A 26,775-nucleotide genomic window follows, 5' to 3' on the forward strand; every position below is an offset into this window, starting at 1 on the left:
CCGTCACTCCAGGCACACCACCTGGGCCACGCGCAGATCGCGGCGCAGGCGGTCGGCGACGCGGTAATAGTTGTCGATGGTCACCGGCTCGCCCATGGCCTGTTCTCCCGCCCGCACCGTGCCGCGCAGCACCGGCCCCAGGGTGTCGGGCGATGTGGTGTAGATTCTGCCCCGGCGCGGCGCCTCGGCGATGGTCACCCCGATCACCCGCCCCTGCCGATCCATGGCCGGGGCGCCGGACAGCCCTGACAGGGTGCCCGCCAGGCCGTCGGTGCGCCCCACCTCGGCCCAGGCCAGCACCGGCTCGTCCCGCGCGCCGCGTCCTGAAATGCGCAGGGTTTCCCGGCCCAGCAGGCGCGAGGTCACCTCGCCCGGAACCCCCTGGGGATAGCCGGGATGGAAGGCCCGCTGGCCCTGATGCAGGGGCGCCTCCACCGCCAGGGGCATGGCCGTGGGGCCGCCGTCGGTGATCAGCAGGGCCACGTCTGCGCGCGGCGCCAGGCGCACGTCGGCCGCCACCGCGCGGCCGCCGCCGATGATCAGCGCCGGCCGGCGACAGCCCTCCACCACATGGCGGGCGGTCAGCCAGCGTCCCTGCGATGAAATGGCGAAGGCCGTGCCCATGGCGGGCTGGAAATTGGGCGGGGTCTCCACCATCACCGTCGGATCGAACGGCGTCACCGGCCCCAGCAGGGCGCCCTCGGCCTCGTCGGGCGGCGGCGGGGCGGGCGGATTGTAGACACGCTCGCGGCGGGTGGTGGCGACCATCAGCAGGGCCAGCACCACGATCCCGTAGATCAGCCAGTCTGGAACCCTGGGAAAGCGCACGGTGTGGTTCGGACCTCCGTCAGCCGGTCAGGGCCGCGGCCAGGATCAGGGCCGTGGCGATCTTGGCGGCGACCAGCAGCACCGCCGCCGGCACCTCGCCGTCCTGGATGCGCTGGGGCAGGCCGGTCAGGACCATGTCCACCACGCGGAACGCCAGCAGCTGCATGACGATGGTGGCCACGCCCCAGATGACGATGTCGCGCACCGAGGTGGACACCGACAGCGACACCGACAGCGGGATCGCCAGACCGATCAGCACCCCGCCCAGGGCGACGGCGGCGGCGGCGTTGCCCTCGCGGATCAGGGCGATCTCCTTCCACGGAGTCAGCAGCGCATAGACCGTGGTCCCGGCGAACAGCAGGAGGAGGGTCACCGCCGCATGCATCAACGCGATGGGAAAGCCGGCCGCGAAGGCCTGGACCTCGGGGCTGGACAGGCTGGGAACGATCGACTGGGGATCCATGGACTTCATATAGGGGCGAAGGGTGTCGAAAGCCTTGCCCGAATCTCGCCCCAATCCGCAAGCGCGTGCGGGACACACCGCGAGGAATTCGCCGACGGGTTGTCCGGCGCCCGGTTCAGGCCGCCGCTTCGGACGCCGGCGCCGCGCGCCGCGCGCTGGCGCGCAGCTTCTCGCTCTCGGACTTCAGCTGGCCGCAGGCGGCCAGGATATCGCGCCCCCGCGGGGTGCGGATGGGGCTGGCGTAGCCGGCCTTGTTCAGGATCGCCGCGAAGCGCTCGATGGTCTTCCAGTCCGAGCACTCGTAATCGGTCCCCGGCCACGGATTGAACGGGATCAGATTGACCTTGGCCGGAATGCCCTGGATCAGCCTGACCAGCGCCCAGGCCTCTTCGGGGCTGTCGTTGACGCCCTTCAGCATGACGTATTCGAAGGTCACCCGACGGGCGTTGGAGATGCCCGGATAGGCCCGGATGCCGGCCATCAGCTGCTCGAGATTGTACTTCTTGTTCAGCGGCACCAGCACGTCGCGCAGGGCGTCGTTGGTGGCGTGCAGGCTGATCGCCAGCATGGCCTGGGTCCGTGTGCCAAGCGGCTCCAGCTGCGGCACGACGCCGGAGGTGGAGACCGTGATCCGGCGCCGCGACAGGGCGATGCCCTCGTTGTCCGAGATGATGTCGATCGCGTCGGCGACGTGGTCGAGATTGTAGAGCGGCTCGCCCATGCCCATGAACACGATGTTGGACAGGCGGCGGTCTTCCTTGGGCGACGGCCACTCGTCCAGATCGTCGCGCGCCACCTGCACCTGGGCCACGATCTCGGCGGCGGTCAGGTTGCGCACCAGCTTCTGGGTGCCGGTGTGGCAGAAGGTGCAGTTCAGGGTGCAGCCGACCTGCGACGAGACGCACAGGGCCCCGGCGCGGCCCACATCAGGGATGTAGACCGTCTCGATCTCGATGCCCGGGGCGGTGCGGATCAGCCATTTGCGGGTGCCGTCCTTCGACACCTGACGCTCGACGATCTCGGGGCGGGCAAGGGTGAAGGCCTCGGCCAGCTTCGCCTGGGTGTCCTTCGCGATATTGCTCATGGCCGCGAAGTCGGTGACGCCGTAGTGGTGGATCCAGCCCCACACCTGACTGGCGCGCATCTTCGCCTTCTCCGGCGGGCAGATGTCGGCGTCGATCAGGGCCTGACGCAGCCCCGCGCGCGTCAATCCGGACAGATTGACGGGGGCGGCGACGGCCGCGCCGGAAACACGCGAAAGATCGAGGGTCACGCCCACGGGCAAGGTCCATGCGTTCAAGGGAAGTCGCCCCTATAGCACGAAACGGAGCGGATTTAAGGTGGGGGCGGACGGGGCGTTGCGGAAGCGCGAGGATGAGGCACACTGTCCCTCATCCTCCATGAGCAAATTTCTGATGAAACCGGTCGCATTGATGGTGGATGTCGACGGCGTCGTGGTGCGCCATCCCCATCCCCTGGGTTGGTCAGCCCACATTGAGCAGGAGCTGGGTGTGCCGCGCGCGGCGCTCCAGACCGTGTTTTTCCAGCGCCACTGGGACGACATCATCCACGGCCGGGCTCCCCTTCGCGACCGCCTGACGGACGCGCTTGGGGAAATCGCCCCTCGAGTCAGCTGTGACCGGATGATCAACTACTGGTTCGAGGGGGACGCTCACCTTGATCAGGGGCTGCTGGCCCAACTCGCGGCCGTCAGGGCGTCCGGCGTGCCGCTTCATCTCGCCACCGTGCAGGAGCACGAGCGGGCGGCCTATCTCTGGAACACCCTGCGACTTCGCAATCATTTCGATGACATGCACTACGCCGCGCAACTCGGCGCTTCGAAGCCGTCGCCTGATTTCTATCTGGCTGTCGAACAGCGCACCGGCCTTCCGCCCGAGGCCATCGCCTTCATCGATGACAACCAGAGGAACGTCGAGGCCGCACAGGCTCGCGGATGGACGGCGGCACTCTGGACTCCCGGGGCGACGCTCCGGGATTTAATCCCCGAGTTGAGCTCCCCGTAGGGGTATCGCGTCTACTTGCTGCACGCCGCCCGCCCGTATACGATACATATCCATTTCGTATACTACCGGAGCGTCCCATGGGCATCGTCAACATCGAGGAGGAGCTGCACGAACAGCTGCGCCGGGCCAGCCGGGCGTCGTGCCGCTCGATCAACGGACAGGCGGCGTTCTGGATCAGGCTGGGCATGCTGTGCGAGCTGCACCCCGGTCTCACCTTTCAGGAGCTGGTGGCCCGCGAGCTGAAGGCGGCGGGCGTCGACAGCCCGGACCTGACCGCCGCATGACGAAGACCCCGCCCGAGGTGGAGCTGATGGCCGAATCCGGCCGCCTGCTGGCCTCCGTGTTCACCCATCTGGACGGCTTGCCCCTGGCGGGCATGAGCACCCTTGAGGTCAACGACCGGGTGGAAACCTTCATCGTGGATCAGTTGCAGGCCCGTCCCGCGAGCAAGGGCCAGTACGGCTACGGCTTCGTGCTCAACAGTTCGCGCAACGCCGTGGTCTGCCACGGCGTGCCGTCCGCCGACGAGGTCCTCGGCGACGGCGACATCATCAATCTGGACATCACGCTGGAGAAGAACGGCTTCATCGCCGATTCCAGCAAGACATATCTGATCGGCGCCGTCTCCGCCCCCGCCCGCCGCCTCGTGCGGACCACCTACGAGGCCTTGTGGAAAGGCATCGCCGCCGTCCGCCCCGGCGCCCGGCTCGGCGACATCGGCCACGCCATTGAGCGGCACGCGAAGCGGGCCGGCTATTCGGTGGTGCGGGAGTACTGCGGCCACGGCATCGGCCGCGAGATGCACGAGACGCCCCAGGTGCTGCATTTCGGAAAACCCGGAACCGGCCTGACCCTGAAGGAGGGCATGACCTTCACCATCGAGCCCATGCTGAATCAGGGCCGCGCGGCCGTTCGCACCGAGGATGACGGCTGGACCGTGGTCACCGCCGACGGCAAGCTCTCCGCCCAGTTCGAGCACACCGTCGCTGTGACCAAAAGCGGCGTCCGGGTGCTGACGCTGCGTCCGGATGAGGCTCAAAAATTCGCACGGGACAGGGCCGCCCAAGCGCAGTAGAACAATGAAATGCGTACGCCATCTCGCCGGCGTGTCCTTTCAACCGGTCTAGTTGGGGTTTGACGATGCTGGCGTTTCTGGTGTCCTCGTCGTTGTTCGCCGCCGCCGCTACCTCGGTCTATGAGCAGCCTGCCGTCACTACGTTTGCGTCTCAGAACGGGGATACAAGCGCGCGGGCGAGTGGCGATGCGAGCACGGGCCCGCTGCTTGTGTGCCTGCCTGCCGGATACTTCGAAGTCAGCGAAGGCGAGCAGATTGTGCGCGAGGACAGCGATGGAATCCATATTGAGAGCAGCCGAGGCTCTTACGTCATTCTGCCGGGATACATACCCGGCGCCCCTTCCCCGGATGCCGGGGCGTTAGTGCGCCGTGACATGTCCGTCTCCGTGTACCGATTTGACGCTCCAGGCTTGTTTTATGCATTCGCACTCCACCACCCCGTCCAGAACGTGGAAATCCCTCTGGCCTTCATGACGGGTCCTGCGCTTGGCGGCGATCGTACGGATGAAGCAGTATATTCAAGACTGCATGCAGCGCCGCCGCCTACCCCTTGTGACCGGCATCACACGCTAGGAGGCTAACCGCCGCTTTCAGGCGGGACTGGCCCGTTAAGCTCGAGCGCCTCCCCCAGAAACCTCGCGAACCGCTTCAGCGCCTCGGCGGTCAGGGCCTCGTCGTGGCGCATGGGGCCGGCGCCGGTGGGTTCGTCGAAGGCGTGGGTGCCGTCCACGGTCCAGCGCTCGATCTCCACCTCCCCGCAGGCCACGTCCAGCACCCGCTCGGCGTTGCGCACCGTGGTCAGGTGATCGCGCGCGGCGATGATGGCTAAAGTCTTCGGGCAGTGCCGCCAGGCCCGGAACCGTCCCGTCGCCGCCACGCCCACATAGGGATAGGCCAGAAAGACCGCCCTGACCCCCGACAGGTCCGCCGCCGCCGGATCACGCAGCAGCATCTCGCCCGCCATTTCGCACGGCGCGCTCAGGGCCTCCATGATGGCCCAGCCCCCGTGGCTCCAGCCCGCCACGGCCAGCCGCGTCCCATCCACGTCGGGCCGTTGGGACAGGCCCCATATCGCCGCTGTCACATCGCCCGCCCGCGCCCAGCCGCGCAGCCGCACCCCGGTGCAGACGGTGGCCAGGGCGAAGGCCCGGCTCCATCCACGGGCCCCGAAGCTGTCGATGATGAAGGCCCGGATGCCTGCCGCCTTCGCCGCCTCGGCGTACAGGGGCAGGTGATCCCTCAAGCCCCCGCAACCGTGGAACAGCAGCACCGCCGGCCGCGCCCGGTCGTCGTCGGGCCCCACATGCCGCGTGTGCGGCTCCAGCATCGCCCAGCGTTCGGCGGTCGTGTCCATGGAGGCTCCTGTTGCTGGCGCGGACGCTTTCCCGCCACCACCCTGGTCCGTCACCCCCGGGCTTGTCCCGGGGGTCCAGAGGTTCCCAAACGCGGATGCGTTCGCATCTATTTGGTCTCACGCCTCCCGGCGCCCCTACAATGGTCGCCCGTGGACATGACGCGGGAGGGCGATTTCAACATTTCGGACAATTCGGACAATTCGGACACTGTTTTTTCGGGCCCGGAGTCTGAAGCCTCCTAGTGCCGGAACACCCGCACCCCGGTGAAGGCCATGGCCACGCCCTTGTCGTCGGCGGCGGCGATGACCTCCTCGTCGCGGATCGAGCCGCCCGGCTGGATCACCGCGGTGGCGCCCGCCGCCACGGCCTCCAGCAGGCCGTCCGCGAACGGGAAGAAGGCTTCCGACGCACAGGCCGAGCCCTGCGCCAGCGAGTGGGCTAACCCCTTGGATTCGCCCGCTTCCTTCGCCCGAATGGCGGCGATGCGGGCGGAGTCGCGCCGGTTCATCTGACCCGCGCCGATGCCCGCCGTCTGGCCCGCCTTCGCATAGACGATGGCGTTGGACTTCACGTGCTTGGCCACGGTGAAGGCGAACAGCATGTCGCGCACCTCCGCGTCGGTAGGCTGGCGCTTCGTCACAATCTTCAGGTCGGCAGGGGTGATGCGGGCCAGGTCGCGCGACTGCACCAGCAGGCCCCCGGCCACCGAGCGGAACACCTGTCCCGGCTGCAGGGGATCGGGCAGGCCGTCGGTGATCAGCAGCCGCAGGTTCTTCTTGGCCGCGAACACCGCCTTCGCCGCCTCGTCGGCGCCCGGCGCGATCACCACCTCGGTGAAGATATCGGTGATCAGCTTGGCGTCGGCTTCCGTCAGGGGCCGGTTGACCGCCACCACCCCGCCGAAGGCCGACACCGCGTCGCACTCCAGCGCCCGGGCGTAGGCTTCCGACAGGTCCTTGCCCACGGCCACGCCACAAGGGTTGGCGTGCTTGACGATGACACAGGCGGGCTCATCGAACTCGGCGACCAGCTCATAGGCCGCGTCCGCGTCGGCGATGTTGTTGTAGCCCAGTTCCTTGCCCTGCAGCTGGCGGGCGTTGGCCACGCCCGGGCGGGTCTCGGAAGTGCGGTAGAAGGCGCCTGCCTGGTGCGGGTTCTCGCCGTAGCGCAGGGTCTGGGCCAGGGCGCCGGCGATGGTCTTGCGGGCGGGGGCGGCGTCGTCCACCTGCCCGGCGAACCAGCCGGAGACCGCCGCGTCATAGGTCGCCGTGCGCGCGAACGCCCGGGCCGCCAGCCGCTTGCGCAGGGCCAGGCTGGTGGACCCGTCCGCCTTCAGGGCCGCCACGGCCTCGTCGATGGACTCCCGGTCCACGCAGACCGCCACATAGCCGTGGTTCTTGGCCGAGGACCGGATCATGGCCGGCCCGCCGATGTCGATGTTCTCCACGGCCGAGGCGAAGTCGCCCCCGCCTGCGATGGTCGCCTCGAACGGGTACAGATCGATCCACACCAGATCGATGGGGCCGATGCCGTGCTCGGCCATGGCCCTGGCGTGTTCGGGCGCGTCGCGCACGCCCAGCAGGCCTCCGTGAACCACCGGGTGCAGCGTCTTGACCCGTCCGTCCATCATCTCGGGGAAGCCGGTCAGATCGGCCACGTCCTTCACCGGCAGGCCGGCCTTCTCGATGGCCGCCCGGGTGCCGCCCGTGGACACCAGCTCCACCCCCAGATCGGCCAGGGCGCGGGCCACATCCTCAAGCCCGGACTTGTCGGACAGGGAGATCAGAGCCCGGACGGGTTTGACGGCGTCGGGGGCAGGCGGAAAGTCGGGCGCGGCGGGCATGGGGATCCGTTCTGGCAGGCTTGGGGCGGGGGAGGCGGGAACGGCGCGCCGTTAACACGCGCCGCCCGGTTTCGCCACCTTCGGCGCGCTTATCCCGTCTCGCCGCTGGCCCCGGCCGGGCTCATCTTCCAGCGGATCCTGGTCTCGGCGTCGGTGCGGGCCGAGCCCCGCAGCACCAGCTGCAGCGAGCGCCGCGTCAGGCCGTCCGCCACATGCACCGAGGGCTCGATGTCCACGTCCGGCGCGTCGCTCCTGAACCACCAGCCCCGGCCCGAGGCCCCGCGCAGCAGGATGCTGCGTTTGTCCCGCGCCAGCGACGCCTGAACCCCCGGCTCCAGATGGAAGCGCACCGCATAAGGAGCGGCCAATGGCCGGGCCGCGTCCTTTTGCCCGTCGGACGGGTACAGCCGCTCTTCGGCCCTAAGCTCGTCCAGCCGCTGGTCCAGATACAGCCGCCGCTGGTGCTTCAGGCCATAGCGCGGGACCCAGCCGTCGTGCTCGATCTCCAGCCACACAGCGCCCTCGGCGGCGCGGTGCTGGGCGTCCACATGGATCGCGGGCCCCACCAGACGCGTGCCCAGAAGGTCCGCCTTCCACCCGGTCAGGGGCTGGGCCATGGCCCCGTCCCCCAGACACAGGGTCGACCCGGCCGGGGTCAGACGCATGGCCTGACGCTCATGGGCGCGCGGGGTCCAGCCGCAGTTGGTGACGATGCGGTCGCGCCCGCAGATGATCTCCATGGCCCCGGTCTGGGCGCAGGCGGAGCCGCTCCACGGACCCGTGGCGGGCGGGGCCGCGTCGGCGATCAGGGTCAGCAGCGGCGTATGCACCCGGGCGTAGCCGCCGGGGCCGACACCCTCCACCGGGCCGGGATCGTCCTCGTCATGGGCGCGGGCGGCGGCGACCAGGGCCGTGTCCAGCGCCCCGCTCCCCTGAAACGCGGCCAGCCGCCCGTCGGGCAGGGTCAGGGTGCGCAGCCCCATGGTCAGCCGCCCGATGGCCAGGGCCAGCTCCGGCGGCGGCGTCTCGGCCAACTGCAGCAGGACGTCATCCAGGGTCAGCAGGTCGAGAAGAAGTTCAAGCCCCGCCTGCGGCGAACGGCTGGCGTGGGCGCCGTCCTCGCGCACCGTGTGCTTGAGCGCCGGAGCCAGCTTGTTCAGGGCGCGTCGGCGCAGCGAGGCGCCCGCCTTGCCGCCCAGGGCGCATCCCGCAACGGCCGCCGCGGTGCGCTGAAGCGCGTTCTCGGCCAGCCCCCCGGGCGGGCGAAGCAGTTGTCTCGCCTGCCGGGCCAGAATGTCGGCCAGCAGGGCTCGGTCGGCCTCATTGGCCACCGCCGCCATGCGCCGCGCCGCGCAGGCCAGGTTGAACACCCGCCGGGCCAGAATGTCGGGCGCCCACGAGAACGGCGACCAGTGCGAGAACACCGCGTGCCAGCCCAGGGTCAGGCGCACGGCTTCGCGCGCCCCCTTCTCGCCGGCCAGCATCAGCGACGGCAGCCAGGCGAATTCGTGCAGGGCGACGGCGAACGACCGGCTGGGGCTGGGCCGGTTCCAGGGGTCCTCGGGACTTCTCAGATCCAGGGACACGCCGGACAGCATCATCCGTCCGGCCAGCAGCGCGCGGCCGATCTCGGCGTCGCTGGGCCGGAAGTCTCGCGGCGTGGCGGCGAAGCCTTCGGCGCGGGGCCACTTCAGGGTCTGGTGATAGCCGGGCAGGCCGTAAAGCTCAATGAACGACTGGCGGGTCAGCAGGCGTCCGGCGACAGCCGGGGCCAGGCTCCAGCCGCCGGGGCTGGGCGCAGCCTTGACCGGTGCGGGCGCGGGCGGGCGCGAGGGATCGGCGAAGGGGGCGCTGGGCAGTTTCACGCGGCGGCCTTCAAAGCCTTTATGTTGTCGGCGTAGGAGTCGGGCCCGCCCTTGAACACCGAGGACCCGGCCACCAGCGCATCGGCCCCGGCGGCGACGCAGGCTCCGGCATTGGCCGCCACCACCCCGCCGTCCACCTGCAGGTGCGCGGGGCTGCCGGCCCGGTCCAGAATGGCGCGGGCGCGCCCGATCTTGGTCAGGGCGGTGTCGATGAATTTCTGGCCGCCGAAGCCCGGATTGACCGACATGATCAGCACCAGATCCACCAGATCCACCACCTCCTCGAGGATGCCCAGGGGCGTGGCCGGGTTGAACACGATGCCCGCCTTGGCCCCAAGACCCCGGATTGTGCCCAGGGTCCGGTGCAGGTGCGGCCCGCTCTCGGGATGGACGCTCAGGATGTCGGCGCCCGCCTCGCGGTAGGCCTCCAGCCACGGGTCCACCGGCGCCACCATCAGGTGCACGTCGAACGGCAGGGTCGAATGGGGCCGCAGCGCCTTCACCACCGCCGGGCCGATGGTCAGGTTCGGCACGAAATGGCCGTCCATCACATCCACATGCACCCAGTCGGCGCCCGCGGCCTCGATGGCCGCCACTTCCTGCCCCAGCTTCGCGAAATCGCTGGCCAGGATCGACGGACAGATCAGGGGAGTTTTCGCCATGCCCCGACTTACGGCGGGCGCGCATGAGGGGCAAGCGGGGAGAGCCCACGAAAAAGGGCGGAGCCTTGCGGCCCCGCCCTTCATCTTCGGTCGTTTGAGACGGAAGGACTTAAAAGTCCATGCCGCCCATGCCGCCCATGCCGCCGCCCATGTCCGGGGTGCCGCCCGAGGACTTCTTGGGAGCGTCAGCCACGGCGGCTTCGGTGGTGATCAGGATGCCGGCCACGGAGGCGGCGTCCTGCAGGGCGGTGCGGACCACCTTGGCGGGGTCGATCACGCCCATCTTCACCAGGTCGCCGTACTCCTCGGTCTGGGCGTTGAAGCCGAACGAGGCGTCCTTGTTCTCCAGCACCTTGCCGACCACGATGGAGCCTTCGACGCCCGCATTCTCGGCGATCTGCCGGATCGGGGCCTGGATGGCGCGGCGGATGATGGCGATGCCCGCGGTCTGATCGGCGTTGTCGCCCTTCAGGCCCTCGAGCGCCTTGGTCGCCTTCAGCAGCGCAATACCGCCGCCGGGGACGATGCCTTCTTCAACGGCCGCACGCGTGGCGTTGAGGGCGTCGTCGACGCGGTCCTTCTTCTCCTTGACCTCGACCTCGGTCGAGCCGCCGACGCGGATCACGGCGACGCCGCCGGCCAGCTTGGCCAGACGTTCCTGCAGCTTCTCCTTGTCGTAGTCCGAGGTGGTGTCCTCGATCTGGCGCTTGATCTGGGCAATGCGGCCCTCGATCGCGTCCTTCTCGCCGACGCCGTCAACGATGGTGGTGTCGTCCTTGGTGATGGTGACCTTCTTGGCCTTGCCCAGCATGTCCAGGGTGACGTTTTCCAGCTTGATGCCCAGATCTTCCGAGATCACCTGGCCGCCGGTCAGGACGGCGATGTCCTCCAGCATGGCCTTGCGGCGATCACCGAAGCCCGGCGCCTTGACGGCCGCGACCCGCAGGCCGCCGCGCAGCTTGTTGACCACCAGGGTGGCCAGGGCCTCGCCCTCGATGTCCTCGGCGATGATGACCAGCGGACGACCCGACTGCACCACGGCTTCCAGAATCGGCAGCATGGCCTGCAGCGAGGACAGCTTCTTCTCGTGGAGCAGGATCAGGGGCTCCTCGAGATCGGCCTCCATCTTGTCGGCGTTGGTGATGAAGTAGGGCGACAGGTAGCCGCGGTCGAACTGCATGCCTTCCACGACGTCCAGCTCGGTCTCGGCGGTCTTGGCTTCTTCAACCGTGATGACGCCTTCGTTGCCGACCTTGTCCATGGCCCGGGCGATCATCTCGCCCACTTCCACGTCGCCGTTGGCCGAGATGGTGCCGACCTGGGCGATTTCCGAGTTGGCCGAAACCTTCTTGGCGTTGGCCTTGATCTCGGCGAGGACGGCGGTGACCGCCTTGTCGATGCCGCGCTTCAGATCCATCGGGTTCATGCCGGCCGCAACCGACTTCAGGCCTTCCTGAACGATGGACTGGGCCAGGACCGTGGCGGTGGTGGTGCCGTCACCCGCCTTGTCGTTCGTCTTCGAAGCGACTTCGCGGATCATCTGGGCGCCCATGTTCTCGAAGGCGTCTTCCAGCTCGATTTCCTTGGCCACCGAAACGCCGTCCTTGGTCGAGCGCGGGGCGCCGAAGGACTTCTGGATCACCACGTTGCGGCCCTTGGGCCCCAGGGTGACCTTCACGGCATTGGCGAGGACGTTGACGCCGCGCAGCATCTTGTCGCGCGCGTCGGTGTTGAAATGTACGATCTTGGCGGCCATGATCGGCAGCTCCTATCTATTGTTTTCGTTTAAGAAGGTCGTCGACGCGGGTGCTTAGGACAGCACGCCCAGGACGTCGGATTCCTTCATGATGATCAGGTCGTCGCCGTCGATCTTCACTTCCGTGCCGGACCACTTGCCGAACAGGATGCGGTCGCCGGCCTTCAGTTCCAGGGCGTTGACCTTGCCGCTGTCGTCACGGGCGCCGGGGCCGACGGAGACGACTTCGCCTTCCTGGGGCTTTTCCTTGGCCGTGTCGGGGATGATGATCCCGCCCTTGGTCTTGGATTCTTCTTCCACGCGCTTGACCAGCACGCGATCGCCGAGAGGACGAAACGCCATCTGTATGATCTCCTTAAAGGATCGAGTTCTTGCCCGGGCGGCGCCTGTTAGCAGCCGCCATGCCCGAGTGCTAATGCAGCCGGGAGATAGGCCCCAAACCCATGCGGGTCAAGGGTTTGGGCTCAGAGAATTTTCGCCGCAACCGGAGTGATGGCGGCTCTGCGGCCGCATCTCGAAGCGTTTAGTTGGCCGACAACCGCCGGATCAGCGTCGTGGTCGAGGGGTCGTGGGGACGGGCCTGACCGCTTTCCACCTCGCCCAGGATGGTGCGGGCCATGGCCTTGCCCAGCTCCACGCCCCATTGGTCGAAGCTGTTGATGCGCCAGATGATCCCCTCCACGAACACCTTGTGCTCATACAGGGCCAGCAGGGCGCCCAGGGTCTCGGGGGTCAGGCGCTCCATCAGGATGGCGGTGGACGGCCGGTTGCCCGGGAAGGTCTTGTGCGGCGCCAGCCGATCGGCCTCGGCGGGCGTGTGGCCGGCGGCGATCAGCTCGTCCCGCGCCGCCTTCAGCGACTTGCCCATCATCAGCGCCTCGGCCTGCGCCAGGGCGTTGGCCCACAGGGCGGGCTGGGGCCGGTTCTCCTCGTCGCGGGCGACCACCACGAAGTCGGCGGGCACCGTCTCCGGCCCCTGATGCAGCTGCTGGAAGAAGGCGTGCTGGCCGTTGGTGCCGGGCTCGCCGAACACCACCGGACAGGTCTGGCGCGGAACAGGCGAGCCGTCGTCGCGGATGCGCTTGCCGTTGGACTCCATTTCCAGTTGCTGCAGGAAGGCGGCCAGACGGCGCAGGCGGTGGGCGTAGGGCGCCACGGTGCGGGCGCCGCGCCCCAGTCCGTTGACGTTCCAGATTTCGGCGGCGGCCATCAGCACCGGCGCGTTCCGCTCCAGCGGCGCGTCGCGGAAGTGGGCGTCCATGTCCGCCGCCCCGTCCAGCATGCGCTGGAACAGATCCGGCCCAAGGCCGATGGCGCACGACAGTCCAACCGCTGACCACAGGGAATAGCGTCCGCCGACCCAGTCCCGGAACGCGAAGGTCCGCCCGCAGCCGAACCGTTCGGCCAGTTGCGGCGCGGCCGTGACGCCGATGAAGTGCCGGTCGAGGCCCTCGGCGGGCAGGGCGGCCGCCAGCCACTGGCGGGCCAGCTCGGCGTTGGCCAGGGTCTCCTGGGTGGTGAAGGTCTTGGACGCAACGATGACCAGGGTCGTTTCCGGATCGAGCCCGGTCAGGGTCTGGTCCATCTCGGCCCGGTCGATATTGGCTACGAAGCGGACCTCGATGTCCGGCGCGCGGGACGACAGGGCGTCCCAGACGAGCCGGGGGCCCAGATCGGAGCCGCCGATGCCCACATGGACAAGGGCCTTGAACCGCTTGCCCGTGGCGCCCGTCTCCTTGCCGGAACGCACAGCGTCGGCGTAATCGCCCATGGCCTTGCGCACCGCCTCGACCTCACCCGACACCGGCTCGCCCAGGGCGCGGTAATCGCCGCCGGGACGGGCCCGCAGGGCGGCGTGCAGCACGGCGCGCCCCTCGGTGAAATTGACCGCTTCACCGCCGAACAGCCGCGCCCGCGCCGCCTCGATCTCCGCGCCGTGCGCCAGGCCCAGCGCGGCATCAAACCCTTCGCGGGTCCAGCTCTGCTTGGACAGGTCGATGGTCAGGCCGGCGGCCTCCACCGTCAGGCGCGACAGGCGGTCCGGATCGGCTGTAAACTGGTCGACGATGCGCACGCCCCGATCCCGGGCGGCGACGGAGTCAAAGGCGGTCCAGGCGGCGTCGAGATCCATGGCGGGCTCCTTCGCGATCGGGCGCGGTCGAACAGGGTCAACACATCATTTACGGGGCAGGCGTAAGCCGGAGCAACCGGCGATTCCACTGAATCGCCGACGAAGGAGCCTGCCATGTCCTGTGGACTGATGATCGCCGCCGCCCTGATGCTGACCGATCCCGCACTGGCGGCCACGTCCACCTCCGTGCCCTCGGCCGAGACACCGGTGGCGGGCGAGCCCCTGTTCCTGGATATCGTGTCCCGCTCGCAGGCCCTGAAGGGGATCGTCGACGGCTGGATCCAGACCGGCTTCAACGCCGGCGCCTTCGCCGGTTTCCGCGCCGACGCAGAGGCCCTGGCCGCGCTGGACATGCAGGGTCACGTCACCCTGCGCGAACGCAATGTGGACGGCGACCTGAAATGCATCCTGCGCGGCATATCCGAGGACATGCCAGGCCGTCTGGATGCGGTTCAGAACGCGTCTGACGAGCGCGAGCGGGGCGTGGCGCTCAGCGAACTGTCGCACCTGCTGGACGACAACGCCGCTGTCATCCTCGCCCCGCCGCAACCGGCGTCCTGATCAGCCTAGGCGGTTTCTTCGAGCTCGTCGGCATACTTGATTGAGCAGCCATAGGGCTGGGCGAAGGGCGTCGCCACGGGTCGGCCCGCCGCGTGGTCGTCCAGCGCCGCGCGAACATAGTTGGTCGCGCCGTCCAGTGTCGCCACGTCAGCGCTGGGCCGGTCATCGATGCCCCCGGTGAAGATGACGCGGCCGTCCTCGTCGATCACGCGCATGTCCGGCGTGGTGACCGCGCCATAGGCCCGGCCCGTCTCGCCGGTCGGGTCGGCCAGCAGATGAGTGAAGTTCGCGTCGTATTCCGCGCGCCAGCCGGCCGCCTGCTCGCCCTCGACATAGCCCTGGGTGCCGGGGGCCGAAGAGATGATGGTCAGCCAGACCACGCCGTCGCCGACCGCATCCTCCTGAAGCTGCTGCATCGGCCCGGTGTAGTGCTTGCGCACATAGGGGCAGTCCTCATTGGTCCATTCCAGAACCACCACCCGGCCGCGGAAGTCAGACAGGCTGACCTGTTCACCCTCGGCGTTCACCAGGGTGAAGTCCGGGGCCATCTGGCCGGCGGCCTCGGCGGTCGCAGTGGTTTCTGTCGCGTCGGCTGGCGCCTCGGCCGGTTGATTGCAGGCCGCCAGAACGAGGGCGGACGCGGCGGCCATGGCCAGGATGCGGATCTTCATGGGATGGGCTCCTTGGGTGGTCGAAAGAAATCAGGCGGCGTCGTTCAGGGCCTCGGCCACGAGGCCGGGGGTCAGAAGCTGGGGCAGGATGCGTGGCGTGTCCGAACCGAGCGAATAGATCAGATACAGCGGAACGCCCGAACGGCCGTGCCGCTCCAGCTCCCGGGCGATGGCGTCGTCCCGCAGGGTCCAGTCGGCGACCATATAGACCGCGCCCGTGGTCTCGACGGCGCTGCGCACCCGGTCCGACGCCAGGGCGGCGCGCTCATTGACCTTGCAGGTGACGCACCAGTCGGCGGTGAAGTTCACGAACACCACCTGTCCATCTGCCTGCGCGGCCTGAACCGCCTCGGGCGACCACGGGCTTGAGGACAGGACCCCGCCTCCGCTCGCGCCAGCCTCGGGCGCGCGGGCCAGCGAGGCGCCGCCGCCCGCCAGTCCCATGGCCGCGACCATGGACAGGGCGGCGGCCACGGTGCTGACCACCCCGCCGCGCCCCTCGGCCCGGGCCGTCTGGCGCCAACCCCACAGGAACAGGCCCAGGGCCAGCATCAGGGCGCCCGCCATCAACAGGGCCAGGGGCTCGCCCCCGGCCTGACGAGCGAACACCCACACCAGCCACAGGGCCGCGCCGTACATGGGAAAGGCCAGCACGCCCTTGAGCCGGTCCATCCATGGACCGGGGCGCGGAAACCGCTTCAGCAGGCCCGGCGACAGGCTCACCGCCACATAGGGCAGGGCCAGACCCAGCCCCAGCATCAGGAACACCGCCACGGCCATCGGCGCGGGCATGATCAGCGCGGCTCCGAGCGCAAAGGCCATGAAGGGCGCGGTGCACGGAGCCGCCACCACCACCGCCAGCACGCCGGTGAAGAAGGCCCCCACGCCGCCCGGCAGACGCGACAGGCGTCCGCCCGCCCCGCCCTCGGCCAGCCCCTGCGCCGCCATGCCCACGTTGAACACGCCCGACAGGTTCAGGCCCACCGCCAGCATCAGCAGGGCCAACCCCGCGATCACGCCGGGCGATTGCAGCTGGAAGCCCCAGCCCACCGCCTGCCCGGCCGCCCGCAAGGCGATCAGCGCCACGGCGAGGATCAGGAAGGTGGTCAGCACCCCCGCCAGGAACGCCAGCCCGTCGCGCCGCGCCTCGCCCGGTTCATGCGCCGAGGCCGACAGGGCCGCCGCCTTCATGGCCAGGATCGGGAACACGCATGGCATCAGGTTCAGGATCAGCCCGCCAATCAGGGCGAACAGCGCCGCCTGCAGGAACACGCCCACGCCGGTCGGCGCCGCGGCCTCGGCCAGGGCGCCCTGGCCGGTGGTCCCCGCCAGCGGCTCGCCCACCTCGGCGGTGATCTCCCACGCGCCCTGCGACGTGGACAGCACCCCCGCCATCGGCCCCGTCAGGCCGCCGGTCAGGATCGCCCGGCCCGCCGTCAGGGTCAGCGACAGGCCTTCGGCCCCCCGCTCGCCCGGCTGGTCTGCGGGATGATCGACGACTCCGCCCTCGAAGGGAAAGAAATAGACGTCGGACAGGTCGCCCGTCAGGGCCTCGCCCGTGACGCTGAGCAGCACGGTCTCGCCCTGACGCGTCACGCGCGCGGTCAGGCCGCCGGGCCGGGGCGCGGTCTCGAGGATGCGGGCAATGGCTGCGCCGTGCGCCCGGTCCAGCGGGGCCTCTCCGTCGTCCACGCGCAGATCCAGCCTCAGGGTCAGCTCGTCCGGCACGCACATCTCGTCGCTGCACACCATGAACAGGGCGTCCACCGACAGCGACAGGACCGAGCCCGGCGTCGCATCGGCCGGGATCTCGATGGGGACCGGCAGATACACCTGGTCCGAATAGCCGTAGTTCATCAGGCTCTGCAGCCGCTGACGCTCGGGCAGGGGCCAGACGATGCCGCCCGCCTCAACGCCTGCAGGAAGCCGCCATGTGAGCTCTGTGGGCCCGCCGGAATCCCCCGGATTGCGCCAGTAGGTATGCCAGCCCGGCTCGATGTCCTGCCGCACGGCCACCACGGTGGTGGATCCCGGCGCCGCCCACTGGCTCATGGCGACCAGCTCGGCGGCGATGCGCTCCGTACGCTGCACCTGCGCGCCCGCCGGCAGGGCCGACATCCACAGGAACAGACCGGTCAGGACAGCCGACAGCAATCGCACGGGCGTTCAGTCTCCACGGGTGTTGCGGTTTCAGCCCGAACCCTAACGATCCCGCCGACAGGTGCAACCGGAACCGGCGCCGCAGGGCCTACTGATCCGCGGGCATGGTCCCGGCGTTGACCGCGATGCGCCCGATCAGCCCCTTGACGATCAGGTCCAGCGGCGAGGCTTCGCGATAGTCTGCGGCGGCCACGAAATTCACCCGGTCCTCGGAGATCAGCGAATAGATCTTGGCCTGATCCCGCTCCGAATTGCGGGGGTCATAGACGGCGATGGAGAAGCCGCCCTTGGTGTGCATCATCTTCATGGTGGGCACGTCGGTGTCGCCGTCGCCCAGGAAGATCATGCGATCGAACGGGATCGGCCGCTCGTCGTCGGGGATGAATTTGTTGATCCGCTCGTGTTCGTAGTGGTTCAGCACGCCCTTGTTGATGCGGAACAGGTACTGGGTCTTCGTGGTGTAGTTGACCCCCACCGCCGGCCAGATGGCCACCCCATGGTCGTCATAGACGAATTTCGACGCGAACACGTGGCGGAAGGCGTCGCGGATCGGGCACCCGTCGATCATCTCCTCCAGCCCGGCCGAGACGATGTAGTGCTCGATGTCCAGACCATAGCGCGCCCCGAAGGCGTCGATACGCTCGAACCAGCCGGGGCCAGTCAGGTCCGTCTTCAGGCCGTCGAACAGCTTCACGTCGTGGCCATGCTCGCGCAGCACCTGCCGGGTGATGGGCTGGCCGTTCTCGCGGGCCCGGGCCAGCATCAGCTGCATGTACATCAGGATGCCGTCACCGTCGGCGCGCTCGGTCAGGCTCTGGGCCTCGGCCCAGAAGTCGCCGATATCCATGCCCACCGAGGGGATGAAGCTGACCTCCTGCATGTTGCCGCGCGCCAGAGTGCCGTCGAAATCATAGATCAGCGCCGTCTTGAGCCGTTTGGTCATGCCCGGCCTTCCTGACGTTCGAGGCTCAGTTCCGGATGGGCGGCCGCCGGTTGGATATCGTTCGGCAGGTGCAGGATGAAGCTGGCGCCCCTGCCTGGCTCGCTCTCCAGCTCGGCCCAGCCGCCATGCAGTTCGATCAGCGCCTTGACCAGGGCCAGGGCCACTCCCGGTCCGCCGCGCTCGCGCTGGATGTAGCGGTCAAACACATGGGCCTGCAGATGATAGGGGATGCCGTGGCCCGTGTCGGTGACCCGGAACCGCGTCTCGCCGACGCCGCGCGCGGCTTCCAGCGTCACCTGGCCGCCCTCGCCGATGGAGCGGGCGGCGTTGTCCAGCAGATGATCCAGCGCCTGGACCAGCCGCTTCTGATCCGCCCGCACCGCGCCGATCCTGTCCGGACAGACCACCTCGATCACCCCGCCGCGGCCCTCGACCCGCGCCCGCACCCGTTCGGCGCACTGCTCCAGCACGTCGCGCACCTGCACGTCGCCGAGACTCAGGTCCATCTCGCCCGCGTCGATCTGGGCCATGTCCAGCACGTCGTCGATGGAGCGGGCCAGCTGGCTGGCGGCCACGCGGATGGCGCCGGCATGCTGGCGCGCCCGCTCGTCCAGCGCCGCCTGGGCCTCCAGCAGCTCCGAATAGCCGACGATGGTGGTCAGGGGCGTGCGCAGCTCATAGGACACGCTGCCCACGAACTGCCGCTTCAGCTCCTGGCTTTCCTTCAGGGCCGCCTCGCGTTCGCCCAGGGCCTGTTCCAGCTCGCGGCGTGCGGTGACGTCGGCGAAGGCGACCAGCGTCGCGCCGTCCGGCAGGGGCCGGGTCTGCCAGGCGGCCAGCCGGCCGTCCCGGGTGCGGGTCTCGCCCGACACCGCCACGCGGCTCTCCGGATCCGGATCCGCCACCCGCGCCTTCAGCCCCAGCCACAAGGCCGGGTCCGGCGCCGTGCGCTTGCACAGTTCGGCGAGGGAATCGAAGTCGGCGGCCTCGGACAGGTGCTCCGGGGTCAGGCTCCAGAACCGCTCGAACGCCTCGTTGTGCAGCCGCAGGCGTCCGTCAGAGCCGAACACCGCCACCGCGTCGTTCAGCTTGTCCAGGGTCGCGCGCTGCACCTGGATCTGGGCGTTGTAGCGGCTGCGCAGGTCCAGCTCGCCGGTGATGTCCGAGAACAGCAGCAGCACCCCGCCCAGCGGGTGCGGCTGGCGGACCACCCGCAGTGTCCGTCCGTCCGGCAGGGACCAGCTGTCGTCAGGCGCGGCCTCGGTGGCGCCGTAGAACTCCAGCTCGTGCGCCTTCCACGCCGGATAGTCATCCCGCTCCGGCAACTGGCGGCGCTGGCGCAGCCGGTCCAGCAACTCCGCGTGCGTCGGCCGATCGTCCAGCCACGCCGGGTCGATGCCGAACAGCTGCTGGAAGGCGGTGTTGTGATAGGCCAGCCGCTTGGACGGGCCGAAGATGGCCACGGCGTCGGCCAGATGGTTCAGGGTCTCATCATGACCCTCCACGTGGCGGCGCAGGGTGTCGCGGGTCTCCTCGGCCTCGGTCACGTCCAGGGAGAAGGCGGCGGCGCCCAGGGCCTCGCCGCTCTCGGTCTGCCCCAGCGGTTCAGCGATGATGCGCCAGGCGCGGCGCCGCCCGCCGCCGGAGGTCCAGCGGAACCCTTCCTGACGCATGCCCAGCCGCGCGGCTTCTGCGATCAAGGCGTCGGCGCCCCGGTCAAAGCCGATGCCCCGCTCCACCGCGTCGCTTACGCTCTCGGCCTTCACCTCGTCCAGCCAGGCGCGGTTGGCCCAGACCAGCCGCCCGGTTCCGTCCACGCGCCAGGCCGGCACGGGCGACAGTTCGGTCAGGGGTTCGGCAGCGCCCCCGGCATCCTGGATCTGCGGCGCCTCGCCCGACAGTTTCAGCCATGCGGCGCCTGCGGAGGCCCGGCCCTGAACCCGAAGCACGCCGCGCGGCGTCCGGGCCAGAAAGTCGCAAGGCGCGCCTTGCAGACGAAGCCGCTCCAGCCGGTCGGCGTTCTCCGGCGATGTGGCCGCCAGCGCGGCCACCGGGTCGCCGGCCTCGGCATCGCCGAACAGCACGGCGCGAACCCGATCCATGTCGGCGGACTCGCCTTGCAGGTGCGAGGCGCCGCCCCCTTCGTCAGAAGTCAGGCCCAGATACACCTCGCCAAAGGCGCCCAGACCCGCATCACGATCCGCCAGACTGGATTCCAGCGCGATCTGGCGCACGTCGGCCGCCGCCGCGCGCGTCAGCATGCGGTTTCTCAGCCGCCAGGCCCAGGCGCTGACCGACAGGGCCAGCCCCGCCGCCCCGGCGGCGGCCACAAAAGCGATGTCGGCCTCAGCCATGGTCCTCACCCGCCGATTCGGCGTTCACCATAACCCGTAACGGGCGAAATCCATCACGGTGCGGACCGCTGCGTTGCCTCGGCGGCCCGCACGCCCGATATCAGGGCCATGACCGACGCCGCAGACCCCTGGACCGCCCAGACCGCCCCCTCCCTCGACGACTTCGCGCGCCTGGCCGAGACCGCGTTCGCCGGCCTCCCCGACGCGTTTCGCGCCTTCGCCGGGGACGTGGAGCTCCGCATCCTCGACTTCGCCGACGCGGAAACCCTGTCCGAGCTGGGCATGGAGAACCCGTTCGAGCTGACCGGCCTCTACCACGGCGTGGACCTGTCCCAGCGCAGCGTGTCCGACCCGTCGCCCCAGCCCTCGCGGATCTATCTCTACCGCCGTCCCATTCTGGACGAATGGTGCGAACGCGGCGACGTGGGCCTGTCGGAGATCATCGCCCACGTCCTGATCCACGAGATCGGCCACCACTTCGGCCTGTCCGACGACGACATCGACGCCATCGAGGACGGGCTGCGCTGAACCAGCTTCCGCTCAGGCCGTGCGGATGACGCCGCCCGACGCCTCCACCGGCCAGGGCGTCAGCCGGCCCCCGGCGCAGGGGCCGCCCACGCATTCGCCGGTCAGGGGCTGGAACACCGCCCCGTGCCAGCCGCACAGGATCAGGTCCCCGTCGCGGGTCAGATAGCGATCCAGCTCCAGCGCCAGCGGAAAGCCCTGATGGGGACAGCGGTCCACCCAGCCGGCCACCTGATCGTCCTTGCGCACCACAAAGCCGTGGAAAAAGGCCTCGCCGATCTGGAGCACGAAGGCGCGCGAGCCGGGATCGGCGATGTCGGTTTCCGCGCACAGGGTCACCCCGGGCGGAGTCTTCCACACCCGCTTGCGCCCGGCGGGCGGCGCCTCGGGCTCGGCCACTACTCGGCCTCGACCCGGATCGGGCGGGTGAGCAGATCCTCGATGGCCTGATCCACGCTCCAGCGTCCCGCCAGCACCTCGGCTGTGGCGGTGCAGATGGGGGCGTCCACCGCCAGTTTCTCGCACAGGTCGCGCACCGCCGGGGCGCTCTCATAGCCCTCGGCCACCGAGCGCTTGCCGGCCAGGGCCTCCTCCACCGTCTGGCCCCGGCCCAGGGCCAGCCCCAGACTCATGTTGCGCGACTGGGGGCTGGAGCAGGTCAGCACCAGATCACCCAGACCGCACAGGCCGCGCACGGTCTCGGGCCGCCCCCCCAGCGCCTCGGCGATGCGGGTGATCTCGGCGAAGCCCCGGGTGATCACGGCGGCGTGGGCGCTGCGGCCCAGTTCGCGCCCCTCGACGATGCCGCAAGCGATGGCCAGCACATTCTTGATGGCCCCGCCGATCTCGGCGCCCACCAGATCATCGGCCAGATAGGGTCGGAAGGTCGGGGTGGCGATGGCCGCCGCGATGGCCTTGCCCAGCGCCTCGTCCTCGCAGGCGAGGGTCACGGCGGTGGGCAGGCCGCGCGCCACCTCGCCCGCGAAACTGGGGCCTGACAGGACGGCCGACGGCGTGTCGGGCAGCACCTCGGCCAGCACCTCGGTCATCAGCTTCAGCGAGCCGCGCTCGATGCCCTTGGAGCACAGCACCACCGGCGCGCCCCCGCCGGTCTGGTCCCGGAACGCCTCGAGGGTGCCGCGCAGATGCTGGGCCGGCGGGACCGCTAGGATCAGGTCGCAGCCCTTCAGGTCCGCCATGTCGGCGGTGGCGGTGACGCCCTCCTCCAGGGTGACGCCGGGCAGGAACAGCTCATTACTGCGCCGGTCGCGAATGCTCTCCACCACCTCGGCCTCGCGGGCCTGCAGCGTGGTTTTCAGCCCGGCCCGCGCGCAGACCTGGGCCAGGGCGGTGCCCCACGCGCCTGCGCCGATCACTCCCGTCGTGCGGAACTCTCCCATGGCTTCTCCCTTACGCCTTCGCGCCTTTGCGGCCTGTCTTGTAGAGCGGATCGGCCAGGGCCGTCGCCTCGTCCAGCGGCCACCGGGGGCGGGCCGCCACGTCGATGTCCGAAACCAGTCCCAGCGCCAGTCGTTCCGCCCCGGCCAGGGCGATCATGGCGGCGTTGTCGGTGCAGTAGGCCAGCGGCGGGGCCAGAAACTCAAAGCCGCGCGCGGTCGCCGCTCGTTCCAGTTCGGCCCGCACTGTGCGGTTGGCCGCCACCCCGCCCGCCACGACCAGCAGGCGGTGGTCGTGGCGCGTCGCATAGTCGTCCATGGCCCGCGTCGACCGTTCGGTCAGCTGGCGCGCGATGGCCTTTTGCACCGCATCGGCCAGATCGGCCCGGTCCTGATCCGTCTCGCAGGTCGCCGCCAGCCTGGCCGCCGCCGTCTTCAGGCCCGAGAACGAGAAGTCGCAGCCCTTCCGCCCCAGCAGGGCCCGGGGCAGCTCGAACCGCGCCCCGTCGCCGGACGCCGCCAGTTTTTCCAGCGCCGGACCTCCCGGATAGCCCAGACCTAAAGTCTTGGCGATCTTGTCGAAGGCCTCCCCCGCCGCGTCGTCGATGGTGGCGCCCAGCCGGGTCATGTCGCCGATGCCGCGAACCTCCATCAGCTGGCAGTGACCGCCCGACACCAGCAGCAGCAGGAACGGATAGGGCGCCGGCGCCGCCAGACGGGCCGACACCGCGTGTCCCTCCAGATGGTTCACCGCGATCAGGGGAATACCGCGCGCCAGGGCCACGGCCTTGCCGAAGCTGAGGCCCACCATGACCCCGCCCACCAGACCCGGCCCGGCGGTGGCGGCCACCGCGTCCAGCCCGTTGAAATCGACGCCGGACTCCTCAATCGCCCGGCGGGCCGTGCCCGCGATGGCCTCCACATGGCTGCGGGCGGCAATCTCGGGCACGACCCCGCCGAAGGGGGCGTGCTCCGCGATCTGGCTGTGCACCACCGAGGACAGCACGTGCACTGTGCCGTCCGGCATCTGGCGCACCACCGAGGCCGCGGTCTCGTCGCAGCTGGTCTCCAGCCCCAGTACGGTCAGCACGCGCGGCTGCGACGTCTTCGGGGCCGCCGTTGCCGCCGCCGCCTCGCTGCTATAGTCCGCGCCCATGCTCATCGGGTCGAGGTAGCCCCCCGCCCCCTCTCGCGCAACAGGAAGCCCGCCCGCCTTGTCCACGCCCCTTCGCCTCGGCACCCGCCGCTCGACCCTGGCCATGGCCCAGTCCGGCATGATGCAGCGCGCTGTGGCCCGCGCGCTCGGCGCCGCCGAGGACAGCGTCGAGGACGCGGTGATCCTGGTCCCCATCGTCACCACCGGCGACCGCATCCAGGACCGCCGCCTGATGGACGTGGGCGGCAAGGCCCTGTTCACCAAGGAGATCGAGCAGGCCCTGATCGACGGCCGCATCGATCTGGCCGTCCATTCGCTCAAGGACGTGCCCGCCGACATGCCGCCGGGCTTGGTGCTGGCCGCCATTCCCGAGCGCGAGGACGCCCGCGACGCCTTCGTCAGCGTCAATCACACCGGCCTCGAGGACCTGCCCCACGGGGCGCTGGTGGGCACCGCCAGCCTGCGCCGTCAGGCCCAGCTTCTGGCCGCCCGCCCGGACCTGCGCATCGAGATGCTGCGCGGCAATGTGGACACCCGCCTGAACCGCCTCGCGGCGGGGGATTTCGACGCCATCCTGCTGGCCGCCTCGGGCCTCAACCGTCTGGGCCGGGCCGAGGTCATCACGGCCTGTCTGGACGTGGAGCGCTTCGTACCCGCGCCGGGCCAGGGCGCCCTGGCCATCCAGACCCGCTCCGCGGACGCCCTCGCCCCCTGGGCCGCCGCCCTCAACCACCGCCCCACCGCCGTGGCCGTGACCGCCGAGCGCGGCGCCATGCTGGCGCTGGAGGGCTCCTGTCGCACCGCGGTGGGCGCCTATGCCGTCATCGAGAACGACCGCCTGTCCCTGACCGCCGAGATCCTCAGCCCCGACGGCTCGGCCCGCTGGCGTCGCTCGGGCGAGATCGAGGCCCCGGCCACCGAGACCGCCCACGCCCTGGGCATGCGCATCGGTGAGGCGGTCCACGCCGAGGCGGGCGATCAGGAACTGCCCGCCTGATGGACCGGTCCGCCCACGCGCCGCTGCGCCTGTGGGTCACCCGCGCCCGTCCCGGCGCCGAGGCCACCGCCGCGCGCCTGACCGCCATGGGGCATCACCCGCTGGTCTCGCCCCTGCTGTCCGTTCGCCGCCTCAAGCCCCGCATCGACCTGTCCGGCGTCGGCGCCATCGCCTTCACCAGCCGCAACGGGGTCGCCGCCTTCGCCGCCCTCGAACGGGCCCTCCCGGTCTTCACCGTGGGCGACGCCACCGCCGGGGCCGCCCGCGAGGCCGGATTTCGCCACGTCCGCTCCGCCTCCGGCGACGTCACGGCCCTGGCCGCCCTGATCACCGCCCAGCCGGTGGATGGCGCCGTTTTGATCGCGGGCGCCCGCGAGCCCGCCGGCGACCTGCCCGGAGCCCTCAAGGCTGCGGGTGTGCAGACCCGCACCGCCGTGCTCTACGCCGCCGTCGCCGCGCCCGGCGGGCGGGGTTTGGCCGCGTTAAAGGCCGGCAAGCTGGACGGCGTCCTGATTCACTCGCCCCGCGCCGCCCGGCGTCTCGCCGACCTGACCGAAGGCCTGATCCCCCCCGTCGGCGCCGTTCCCGTCTTCTGCATTTCCCCCGCCGCCGCCGCTCCGCTGAAGGGTTCGCCCGCCTTCGCCGCCGCAGCCGCCGACCACCCCGACGAAGCCGCCCTGCTGTCCCTTCTTGGCAAGCCGCGCCCGCCCGTATAAAGAGCCGTCCTCGCGCGCGGCCATACTGCCCCGCGCACCGGGCCGCCTTAGCTCAGCCGGTAGAGCATCGCATTCGTAATGCGAGGGTCGCGTGTTCGAGTCACGCAGGCGGCACCACCTTTCCCATTCCCTGTCCGGTCAGCGGCCGCCCGCGCGCAGCCAGGCGTCGCGCGCGGCGGCGAAGCGCTGGGGCACCAGGCCGCTCACGCGGGAGGTATGGGTGACCTTGAGACCGGCCTCGTGGCCCTTCTTCCAGGCGACGCGGCCCTCGCGGGCGACCCCTTCGGCGACGTTCACCACCACCACCACCTCGGGCAGCGGCACATCGCGCTGCAGTCGGAACCGCAGGCCGCCGGGGGATTCATCCACGATGGCGCAGCCCAGTTCGAGCCCCGGCGCCACCACCAGGCCCCGGGCGTTGCTCAGCCGCCGGGGCTCTGACCGCCGATCATCCGTCTTGCGAAACAGCATGGGGTCCTAACGCTCCGGTCCGCCGTTGGTGTCCACGCCCATGACACGCCGGGCCCGGTCCAGGCGAACCACCGTAGCGGCCCGCACCCCGCCCGCCAGCATGTGGCCGGTGATGCGTTCGAAATGGGCGATGAAGCGGGCCATGTCCGCCCGGTCCTCCTTCGCGAGCGCCGAAGGGTCAACCCCGCGCAGCCCGGCTTCCTGTTCACAGCGCCAGTCCAGCACCACCTCAAAGCCCGGGGCTTTCAGAAACAGGACCGCGTCGAAGCCGGTGTTCAGCACGGCCTGCGCCTCGGTCAGACGGGCGTTGGCCGCACGCCGCCAGACGCTGTCGGCGTCTCTGGTTCGCTCGAGGGCGTTGACCGGCGCTGCGAGGCCGTCCGCGTCCTGCGGCGTCGCGCCGATGAGCCAGCCGTCTACCAGAATGGCGCGCGGCCGGCCCTTGAAGCCACGCCACTGTGACCGGGGCGCCCGGTCATCGGCCAGCTTGTCGAACACGGGCAGGGCCGTGGTCTGGTCCGGTCCGGCGACGCGCAGGGCCGCGATGGTCGAGGCCATCAACGCCAGATCGTGGGTCCCCGGCGGCCCGCGCGTGGCGAACAGGGGATGGATCTCGCGGGCCATCCGCTCCCGCTCCGCCCGCGTCAGATAGACATCGTCCAGCGACAGGTGGGCGCAGCCCTGCGCCTGCGCCGCGGCCCGGGCCAGGGTGGTCTTGCCCGACCCCTGCGCGCCCGAAATCCCGATCAGCGGGACGTGGCCCGGCCGTTCGGCGGCCTCGATCAGCCGCTCCACCGCCGGGATCAGGCGGGGATCGGTCAT

26 protein-coding genes and 1 tRNA gene are annotated in these 26,775 nt (G+C 70.0%); 8 read left to right on the plus strand and 19 right to left on the minus strand.

Going from position 1 to position 26,775, the window contains the following annotated elements; genetic code table 11:
• Positions 1–3: 3 nt before the first annotated feature.
• The 3 genes from ACK4SE_RS05915 to rlmN all read right to left on the minus strand — a co-directional run bounded on the left by ACK4SE_RS05915 (position 4) and on the right by rlmN (position 2,570).
• A complete protein-coding gene (locus ACK4SE_RS05915) occupies positions 4–828 on the minus strand; it encodes a serine protease (RefSeq protein ID WP_409689861.1) in 825 nt (274 codons plus the stop codon).
• Positions 829–847: 19 nt separating this feature from the next.
• The gene (locus ACK4SE_RS05920) at positions 848–1,291 is read right to left on the minus strand and encodes a DUF350 domain-containing protein (RefSeq protein ID WP_409689864.1); all 444 of its coding nucleotides are present in this window, start codon (positions 1,289–1,291) and stop codon (positions 848–850) included.
• Positions 1,292–1,406: 115 nt separating this feature from the next.
• A complete protein-coding gene (rlmN, locus tag ACK4SE_RS05925) occupies positions 1,407–2,570 on the minus strand; it encodes a 23S rRNA (adenine(2503)-C(2))-methyltransferase RlmN (protein WP_409690302.1) in 1,164 nt (387 codons plus the stop codon).
• Positions 2,571–2,691: 121 nt separating this feature from the next.
• Between rlmN and ACK4SE_RS05930 the strand changes: the two genes are divergently transcribed.
• The 3 genes from ACK4SE_RS05930 to map all read left to right on the plus strand — a co-directional run bounded on the left by ACK4SE_RS05930 (position 2,692) and on the right by map (position 4,390).
• Positions 2,692–3,315, plus strand: a complete 624-nt coding sequence (locus tag ACK4SE_RS05930; protein WP_409689867.1) for an HAD family hydrolase — start codon at positions 2,692–2,694, stop codon at positions 3,313–3,315.
• 77 nt (positions 3,316–3,392) lie between these two features.
• The gene (locus ACK4SE_RS05935) at positions 3,393–3,599 is read left to right on the plus strand and encodes a ParD-like family protein (RefSeq protein ID WP_409689869.1); all 207 of its coding nucleotides are present in this window, start codon (positions 3,393–3,395) and stop codon (positions 3,597–3,599) included.
• Complete coding sequence (gene map, locus ACK4SE_RS05940; protein WP_409689872.1) at positions 3,596–4,390, plus strand: type I methionyl aminopeptidase; 795 nt, start codon at positions 3,596–3,598, stop codon at positions 4,388–4,390. The genes ACK4SE_RS05935 and map overlap by 4 nt, the downstream gene beginning before the upstream one ends.
• Before the next feature lie 577 nt (positions 4,391–4,967).
• On the opposite strand, the gene ACK4SE_RS05945 is transcribed toward map, so the two are convergent.
• The 7 genes from ACK4SE_RS05945 to pgi all read right to left on the minus strand — a co-directional run bounded on the left by ACK4SE_RS05945 (position 4,968) and on the right by pgi (position 14,002).
• Entirely contained in the window at positions 4,968–5,744 is a 777-nt protein-coding gene (locus ACK4SE_RS05945; protein ID WP_409689875.1) for a dienelactone hydrolase family protein, read from the minus strand.
• A gap of 239 nt (positions 5,745–5,983) precedes the next feature.
• Positions 5,984–7,588 carry a bifunctional phosphoribosylaminoimidazolecarboxamide formyltransferase/IMP cyclohydrolase gene (gene purH / locus ACK4SE_RS05950; RefSeq protein ID WP_409689878.1) on the minus strand — a complete coding sequence of 535 codons (1,605 nt, stop codon included), beginning with the start codon at positions 7,586–7,588 and terminating at the stop codon, positions 5,984–5,986.
• An 89-nt stretch (positions 7,589–7,677) separates the two neighbouring features.
• Positions 7,678–9,453: a heparinase II/III family protein gene (locus ACK4SE_RS05955; protein WP_409689880.1), complete on the minus strand. Its 1,776-nt coding sequence runs from the start codon at positions 9,451–9,453 to the stop codon at positions 7,678–7,680.
• Positions 9,450–10,115 carry a ribulose-phosphate 3-epimerase gene (gene rpe, locus ACK4SE_RS05960; protein ID WP_409689883.1) on the minus strand — a complete coding sequence of 222 codons (666 nt, stop codon included), beginning with the start codon at positions 10,113–10,115 and terminating at the stop codon, positions 9,450–9,452. Before rpe ends, ACK4SE_RS05955 begins: the two co-directional genes overlap by 4 nt.
• Positions 10,116–10,224: 109 nt before the next feature.
• Positions 10,225–11,871: a chaperonin GroEL gene (gene groL, locus ACK4SE_RS05965; RefSeq protein WP_409689886.1), complete on the minus strand. Its 1,647-nt coding sequence runs from the start codon at positions 11,869–11,871 to the stop codon at positions 10,225–10,227.
• Positions 11,872–11,925: 54 nt separating this feature from the next.
• Complete coding sequence (gene groES, locus ACK4SE_RS05970) at positions 11,926–12,213, minus strand: co-chaperone GroES (RefSeq protein WP_021698725.1); 288 nt, start codon at positions 12,211–12,213, stop codon at positions 11,926–11,928.
• 181 nt (positions 12,214–12,394) lie between these two features.
• The gene (pgi, locus tag ACK4SE_RS05975; RefSeq protein WP_409689889.1) at positions 12,395–14,002 is read right to left on the minus strand and encodes a glucose-6-phosphate isomerase; all 1,608 of its coding nucleotides are present in this window, start codon (positions 14,000–14,002) and stop codon (positions 12,395–12,397) included.
• 114 nt (positions 14,003–14,116) lie between these two features.
• On the opposite strand from pgi, the gene ACK4SE_RS05980 reads away from it, so the two are divergent.
• A complete protein-coding gene (locus tag ACK4SE_RS05980) occupies positions 14,117–14,563 on the plus strand; it encodes a hypothetical protein (protein ID WP_409689892.1) in 447 nt (148 codons plus the stop codon).
• A 5-nt stretch (positions 14,564–14,568) separates the two neighbouring features.
• On the opposite strand, the gene ACK4SE_RS05985 is transcribed toward ACK4SE_RS05980, so the two are convergent.
• From ACK4SE_RS05985 to ACK4SE_RS06000, 4 genes are all read right to left on the minus strand, one after another.
• A complete protein-coding gene (locus ACK4SE_RS05985) occupies positions 14,569–15,234 on the minus strand; it encodes a thioredoxin family protein (RefSeq protein ID WP_409689894.1) in 666 nt (221 codons plus the stop codon).
• A 30-nt stretch (positions 15,235–15,264) separates the two neighbouring features.
• Positions 15,265–17,394, minus strand: a complete 2,130-nt coding sequence (locus ACK4SE_RS05990) for a protein-disulfide reductase DsbD family protein (RefSeq protein ID WP_409689897.1) — start codon at positions 17,392–17,394, stop codon at positions 15,265–15,267.
• A gap of 88 nt (positions 17,395–17,482) precedes the next feature.
• Entirely contained in the window at positions 17,483–18,337 is an 855-nt protein-coding gene (locus ACK4SE_RS05995; protein ID WP_409689900.1) for an HAD family hydrolase, read from the minus strand.
• Entirely contained in the window at positions 18,334–20,691 is a 2,358-nt protein-coding gene (locus ACK4SE_RS06000; protein WP_409689903.1) for an ATP-binding protein, read from the minus strand. The genes ACK4SE_RS05995 and ACK4SE_RS06000 overlap by 4 nt, the downstream gene beginning before the upstream one ends.
• 108 nt (positions 20,692–20,799) lie before the next feature.
• On the opposite strand from ACK4SE_RS06000, the gene ACK4SE_RS06005 reads away from it, so the two are divergent.
• Complete coding sequence (locus tag ACK4SE_RS06005; protein ID WP_409689905.1) at positions 20,800–21,219, plus strand: metallopeptidase family protein; 420 nt, start codon at positions 20,800–20,802, stop codon at positions 21,217–21,219.
• A 12-nt stretch (positions 21,220–21,231) separates the two neighbouring features.
• On the opposite strand, the gene ACK4SE_RS06010 is transcribed toward ACK4SE_RS06005, so the two are convergent.
• Genes ACK4SE_RS06010 through tsaD form a run of 3 tightly spaced genes read right to left on the minus strand, consistent with a single transcriptional unit; the run spans position 21,232 to position 23,769 of the window.
• On the minus strand, positions 21,232–21,615 hold the full coding sequence (locus tag ACK4SE_RS06010; RefSeq protein WP_409689908.1) for a Rieske (2Fe-2S) protein: 384 nt from the start codon (positions 21,613–21,615) through the stop codon (positions 21,232–21,234).
• Positions 21,615–22,616 carry an NAD(P)H-dependent glycerol-3-phosphate dehydrogenase gene (locus tag ACK4SE_RS06015; protein ID WP_409689911.1) on the minus strand — a complete coding sequence of 334 codons (1,002 nt, stop codon included), beginning with the start codon at positions 22,614–22,616 and terminating at the stop codon, positions 21,615–21,617. The genes ACK4SE_RS06010 and ACK4SE_RS06015 overlap by 1 nt, the downstream gene beginning before the upstream one ends.
• Before the next feature lie 10 nt (positions 22,617–22,626).
• Positions 22,627–23,769, minus strand: coding sequence for a tRNA (adenosine(37)-N6)-threonylcarbamoyltransferase complex transferase subunit TsaD (gene tsaD / locus ACK4SE_RS06020; RefSeq protein ID WP_409689914.1), 1,143 nt, complete (start codon positions 23,767–23,769; stop codon positions 22,627–22,629).
• Positions 23,770–23,827: 58 nt separating this feature from the next.
• Between tsaD and hemC the strand changes: the two genes are divergently transcribed.
• From hemC to ACK4SE_RS06035, 3 genes are all read left to right on the plus strand, one after another.
• Complete coding sequence (hemC, locus tag ACK4SE_RS06025; protein WP_409689917.1) at positions 23,828–24,766, plus strand: hydroxymethylbilane synthase; 939 nt, start codon at positions 23,828–23,830, stop codon at positions 24,764–24,766.
• Positions 24,766–25,482, plus strand: a complete 717-nt coding sequence (locus ACK4SE_RS06030; RefSeq protein ID WP_409689920.1) for a uroporphyrinogen-III synthase — start codon at positions 24,766–24,768, stop codon at positions 25,480–25,482. Before hemC ends, ACK4SE_RS06030 begins: the two co-directional genes overlap by 1 nt.
• A 41-nt stretch (positions 25,483–25,523) precedes the next feature.
• A tRNA-Thr gene (locus ACK4SE_RS06035) sits at positions 25,524–25,599 on the plus strand.
• A 21-nt stretch (positions 25,600–25,620) separates the two neighbouring features.
• Here ACK4SE_RS06035 and ACK4SE_RS06040 read toward each other — a convergent pair.
• Entirely contained in the window at positions 25,621–25,953 is a 333-nt protein-coding gene (locus ACK4SE_RS06040; RefSeq protein WP_409689923.1) for a PilZ domain-containing protein, read from the minus strand.
• A gap of 6 nt (positions 25,954–25,959) precedes the next feature.
• On the minus strand, positions 25,960–26,775 hold the full coding sequence (locus ACK4SE_RS06045; RefSeq protein ID WP_409689926.1) for a kinase: 816 nt from the start codon (positions 26,773–26,775) through the stop codon (positions 25,960–25,962).

Source organism: Brevundimonas sp., assembly GCF_046293315.1.
Classification (GTDB): Bacteria; Pseudomonadota; Alphaproteobacteria; order Caulobacterales; family Caulobacteraceae; genus Brevundimonas.

What these genes read in the sequence shown, in the direction of transcription:
- ACK4SE_RS06040 (WP_409689923.1), bottom strand. Translation starts at nt 25,953, where the DNA reads ATGCTGTTTCGCAAGACGGATGATCGGCGGTCAGAGCCCCGGCGGCTG.
- rpe (WP_409689883.1), bottom strand. Translation starts at nt 10,115, where the DNA reads ATGGCGAAAACTCCCCTGATCTGTCCGTCGATCCTGGCCAGCGATTTC.
- ACK4SE_RS05945 (WP_409689875.1), bottom strand. Translation starts at nt 5,744, where the DNA reads ATGGACACGACCGCCGAACGCTGGGCGATGCTGGAGCCGCACACGCGG.
- map (WP_409689872.1), top strand. Translation starts at nt 3,596, where the DNA reads ATGACGAAGACCCCGCCCGAGGTGGAGCTGATGGCCGAATCCGGCCGC.
- ACK4SE_RS05985 (WP_409689894.1), bottom strand. Translation starts at nt 15,234, where the DNA reads ATGAAGATCCGCATCCTGGCCATGGCCGCCGCGTCCGCCCTCGTTCTG.
- ACK4SE_RS06005 (WP_409689905.1), top strand. Translation starts at nt 20,800, where the DNA reads ATGACCGACGCCGCAGACCCCTGGACCGCCCAGACCGCCCCCTCCCTC.
- ACK4SE_RS06000 (WP_409689903.1), bottom strand. Translation starts at nt 20,691, where the DNA reads ATGGCTGAGGCCGACATCGCTTTTGTGGCCGCCGCCGGGGCGGCGGGG.
- groES (WP_021698725.1), bottom strand. Translation starts at nt 12,213, where the DNA reads ATGGCGTTTCGTCCTCTCGGCGATCGCGTGCTGGTCAAGCGCGTGGAA.
- tsaD (WP_409689914.1), bottom strand. Translation starts at nt 23,769, where the DNA reads ATGGGCGCGGACTATAGCAGCGAGGCGGCGGCGGCAACGGCGGCCCCG.
- ACK4SE_RS05995 (WP_409689900.1), bottom strand. Translation starts at nt 18,337, where the DNA reads ATGACCAAACGGCTCAAGACGGCGCTGATCTATGATTTCGACGGCACT.
- purH (WP_409689878.1), bottom strand. Translation starts at nt 7,588, where the DNA reads ATGCCCGCCGCGCCCGACTTTCCGCCTGCCCCCGACGCCGTCAAACCC.
- ACK4SE_RS06045 (WP_409689926.1), bottom strand. Translation starts at nt 26,775, where the DNA reads ATGACCGATCCCCGCCTGATCCCGGCGGTGGAGCGGCTGATCGAGGCC.
- ACK4SE_RS06015 (WP_409689911.1), bottom strand. Translation starts at nt 22,616, where the DNA reads ATGGGAGAGTTCCGCACGACGGGAGTGATCGGCGCAGGCGCGTGGGGC.
- ACK4SE_RS05930 (WP_409689867.1), top strand. Translation starts at nt 2,692, where the DNA reads ATGAGCAAATTTCTGATGAAACCGGTCGCATTGATGGTGGATGTCGAC.
- ACK4SE_RS05980 (WP_409689892.1), top strand. Translation starts at nt 14,117, where the DNA reads ATGTCCTGTGGACTGATGATCGCCGCCGCCCTGATGCTGACCGATCCC.
- ACK4SE_RS06030 (WP_409689920.1), top strand. Translation starts at nt 24,766, where the DNA reads ATGGACCGGTCCGCCCACGCGCCGCTGCGCCTGTGGGTCACCCGCGCC.
- groL (WP_409689886.1), bottom strand. Translation starts at nt 11,871, where the DNA reads ATGGCCGCCAAGATCGTACATTTCAACACCGACGCGCGCGACAAGATG.
- ACK4SE_RS05920 (WP_409689864.1), bottom strand. Translation starts at nt 1,291, where the DNA reads ATGGATCCCCAGTCGATCGTTCCCAGCCTGTCCAGCCCCGAGGTCCAG.
- ACK4SE_RS05935 (WP_409689869.1), top strand. Translation starts at nt 3,393, where the DNA reads ATGGGCATCGTCAACATCGAGGAGGAGCTGCACGAACAGCTGCGCCGG.
- pgi (WP_409689889.1), bottom strand. Translation starts at nt 14,002, where the DNA reads ATGGATCTCGACGCCGCCTGGACCGCCTTTGACTCCGTCGCCGCCCGG.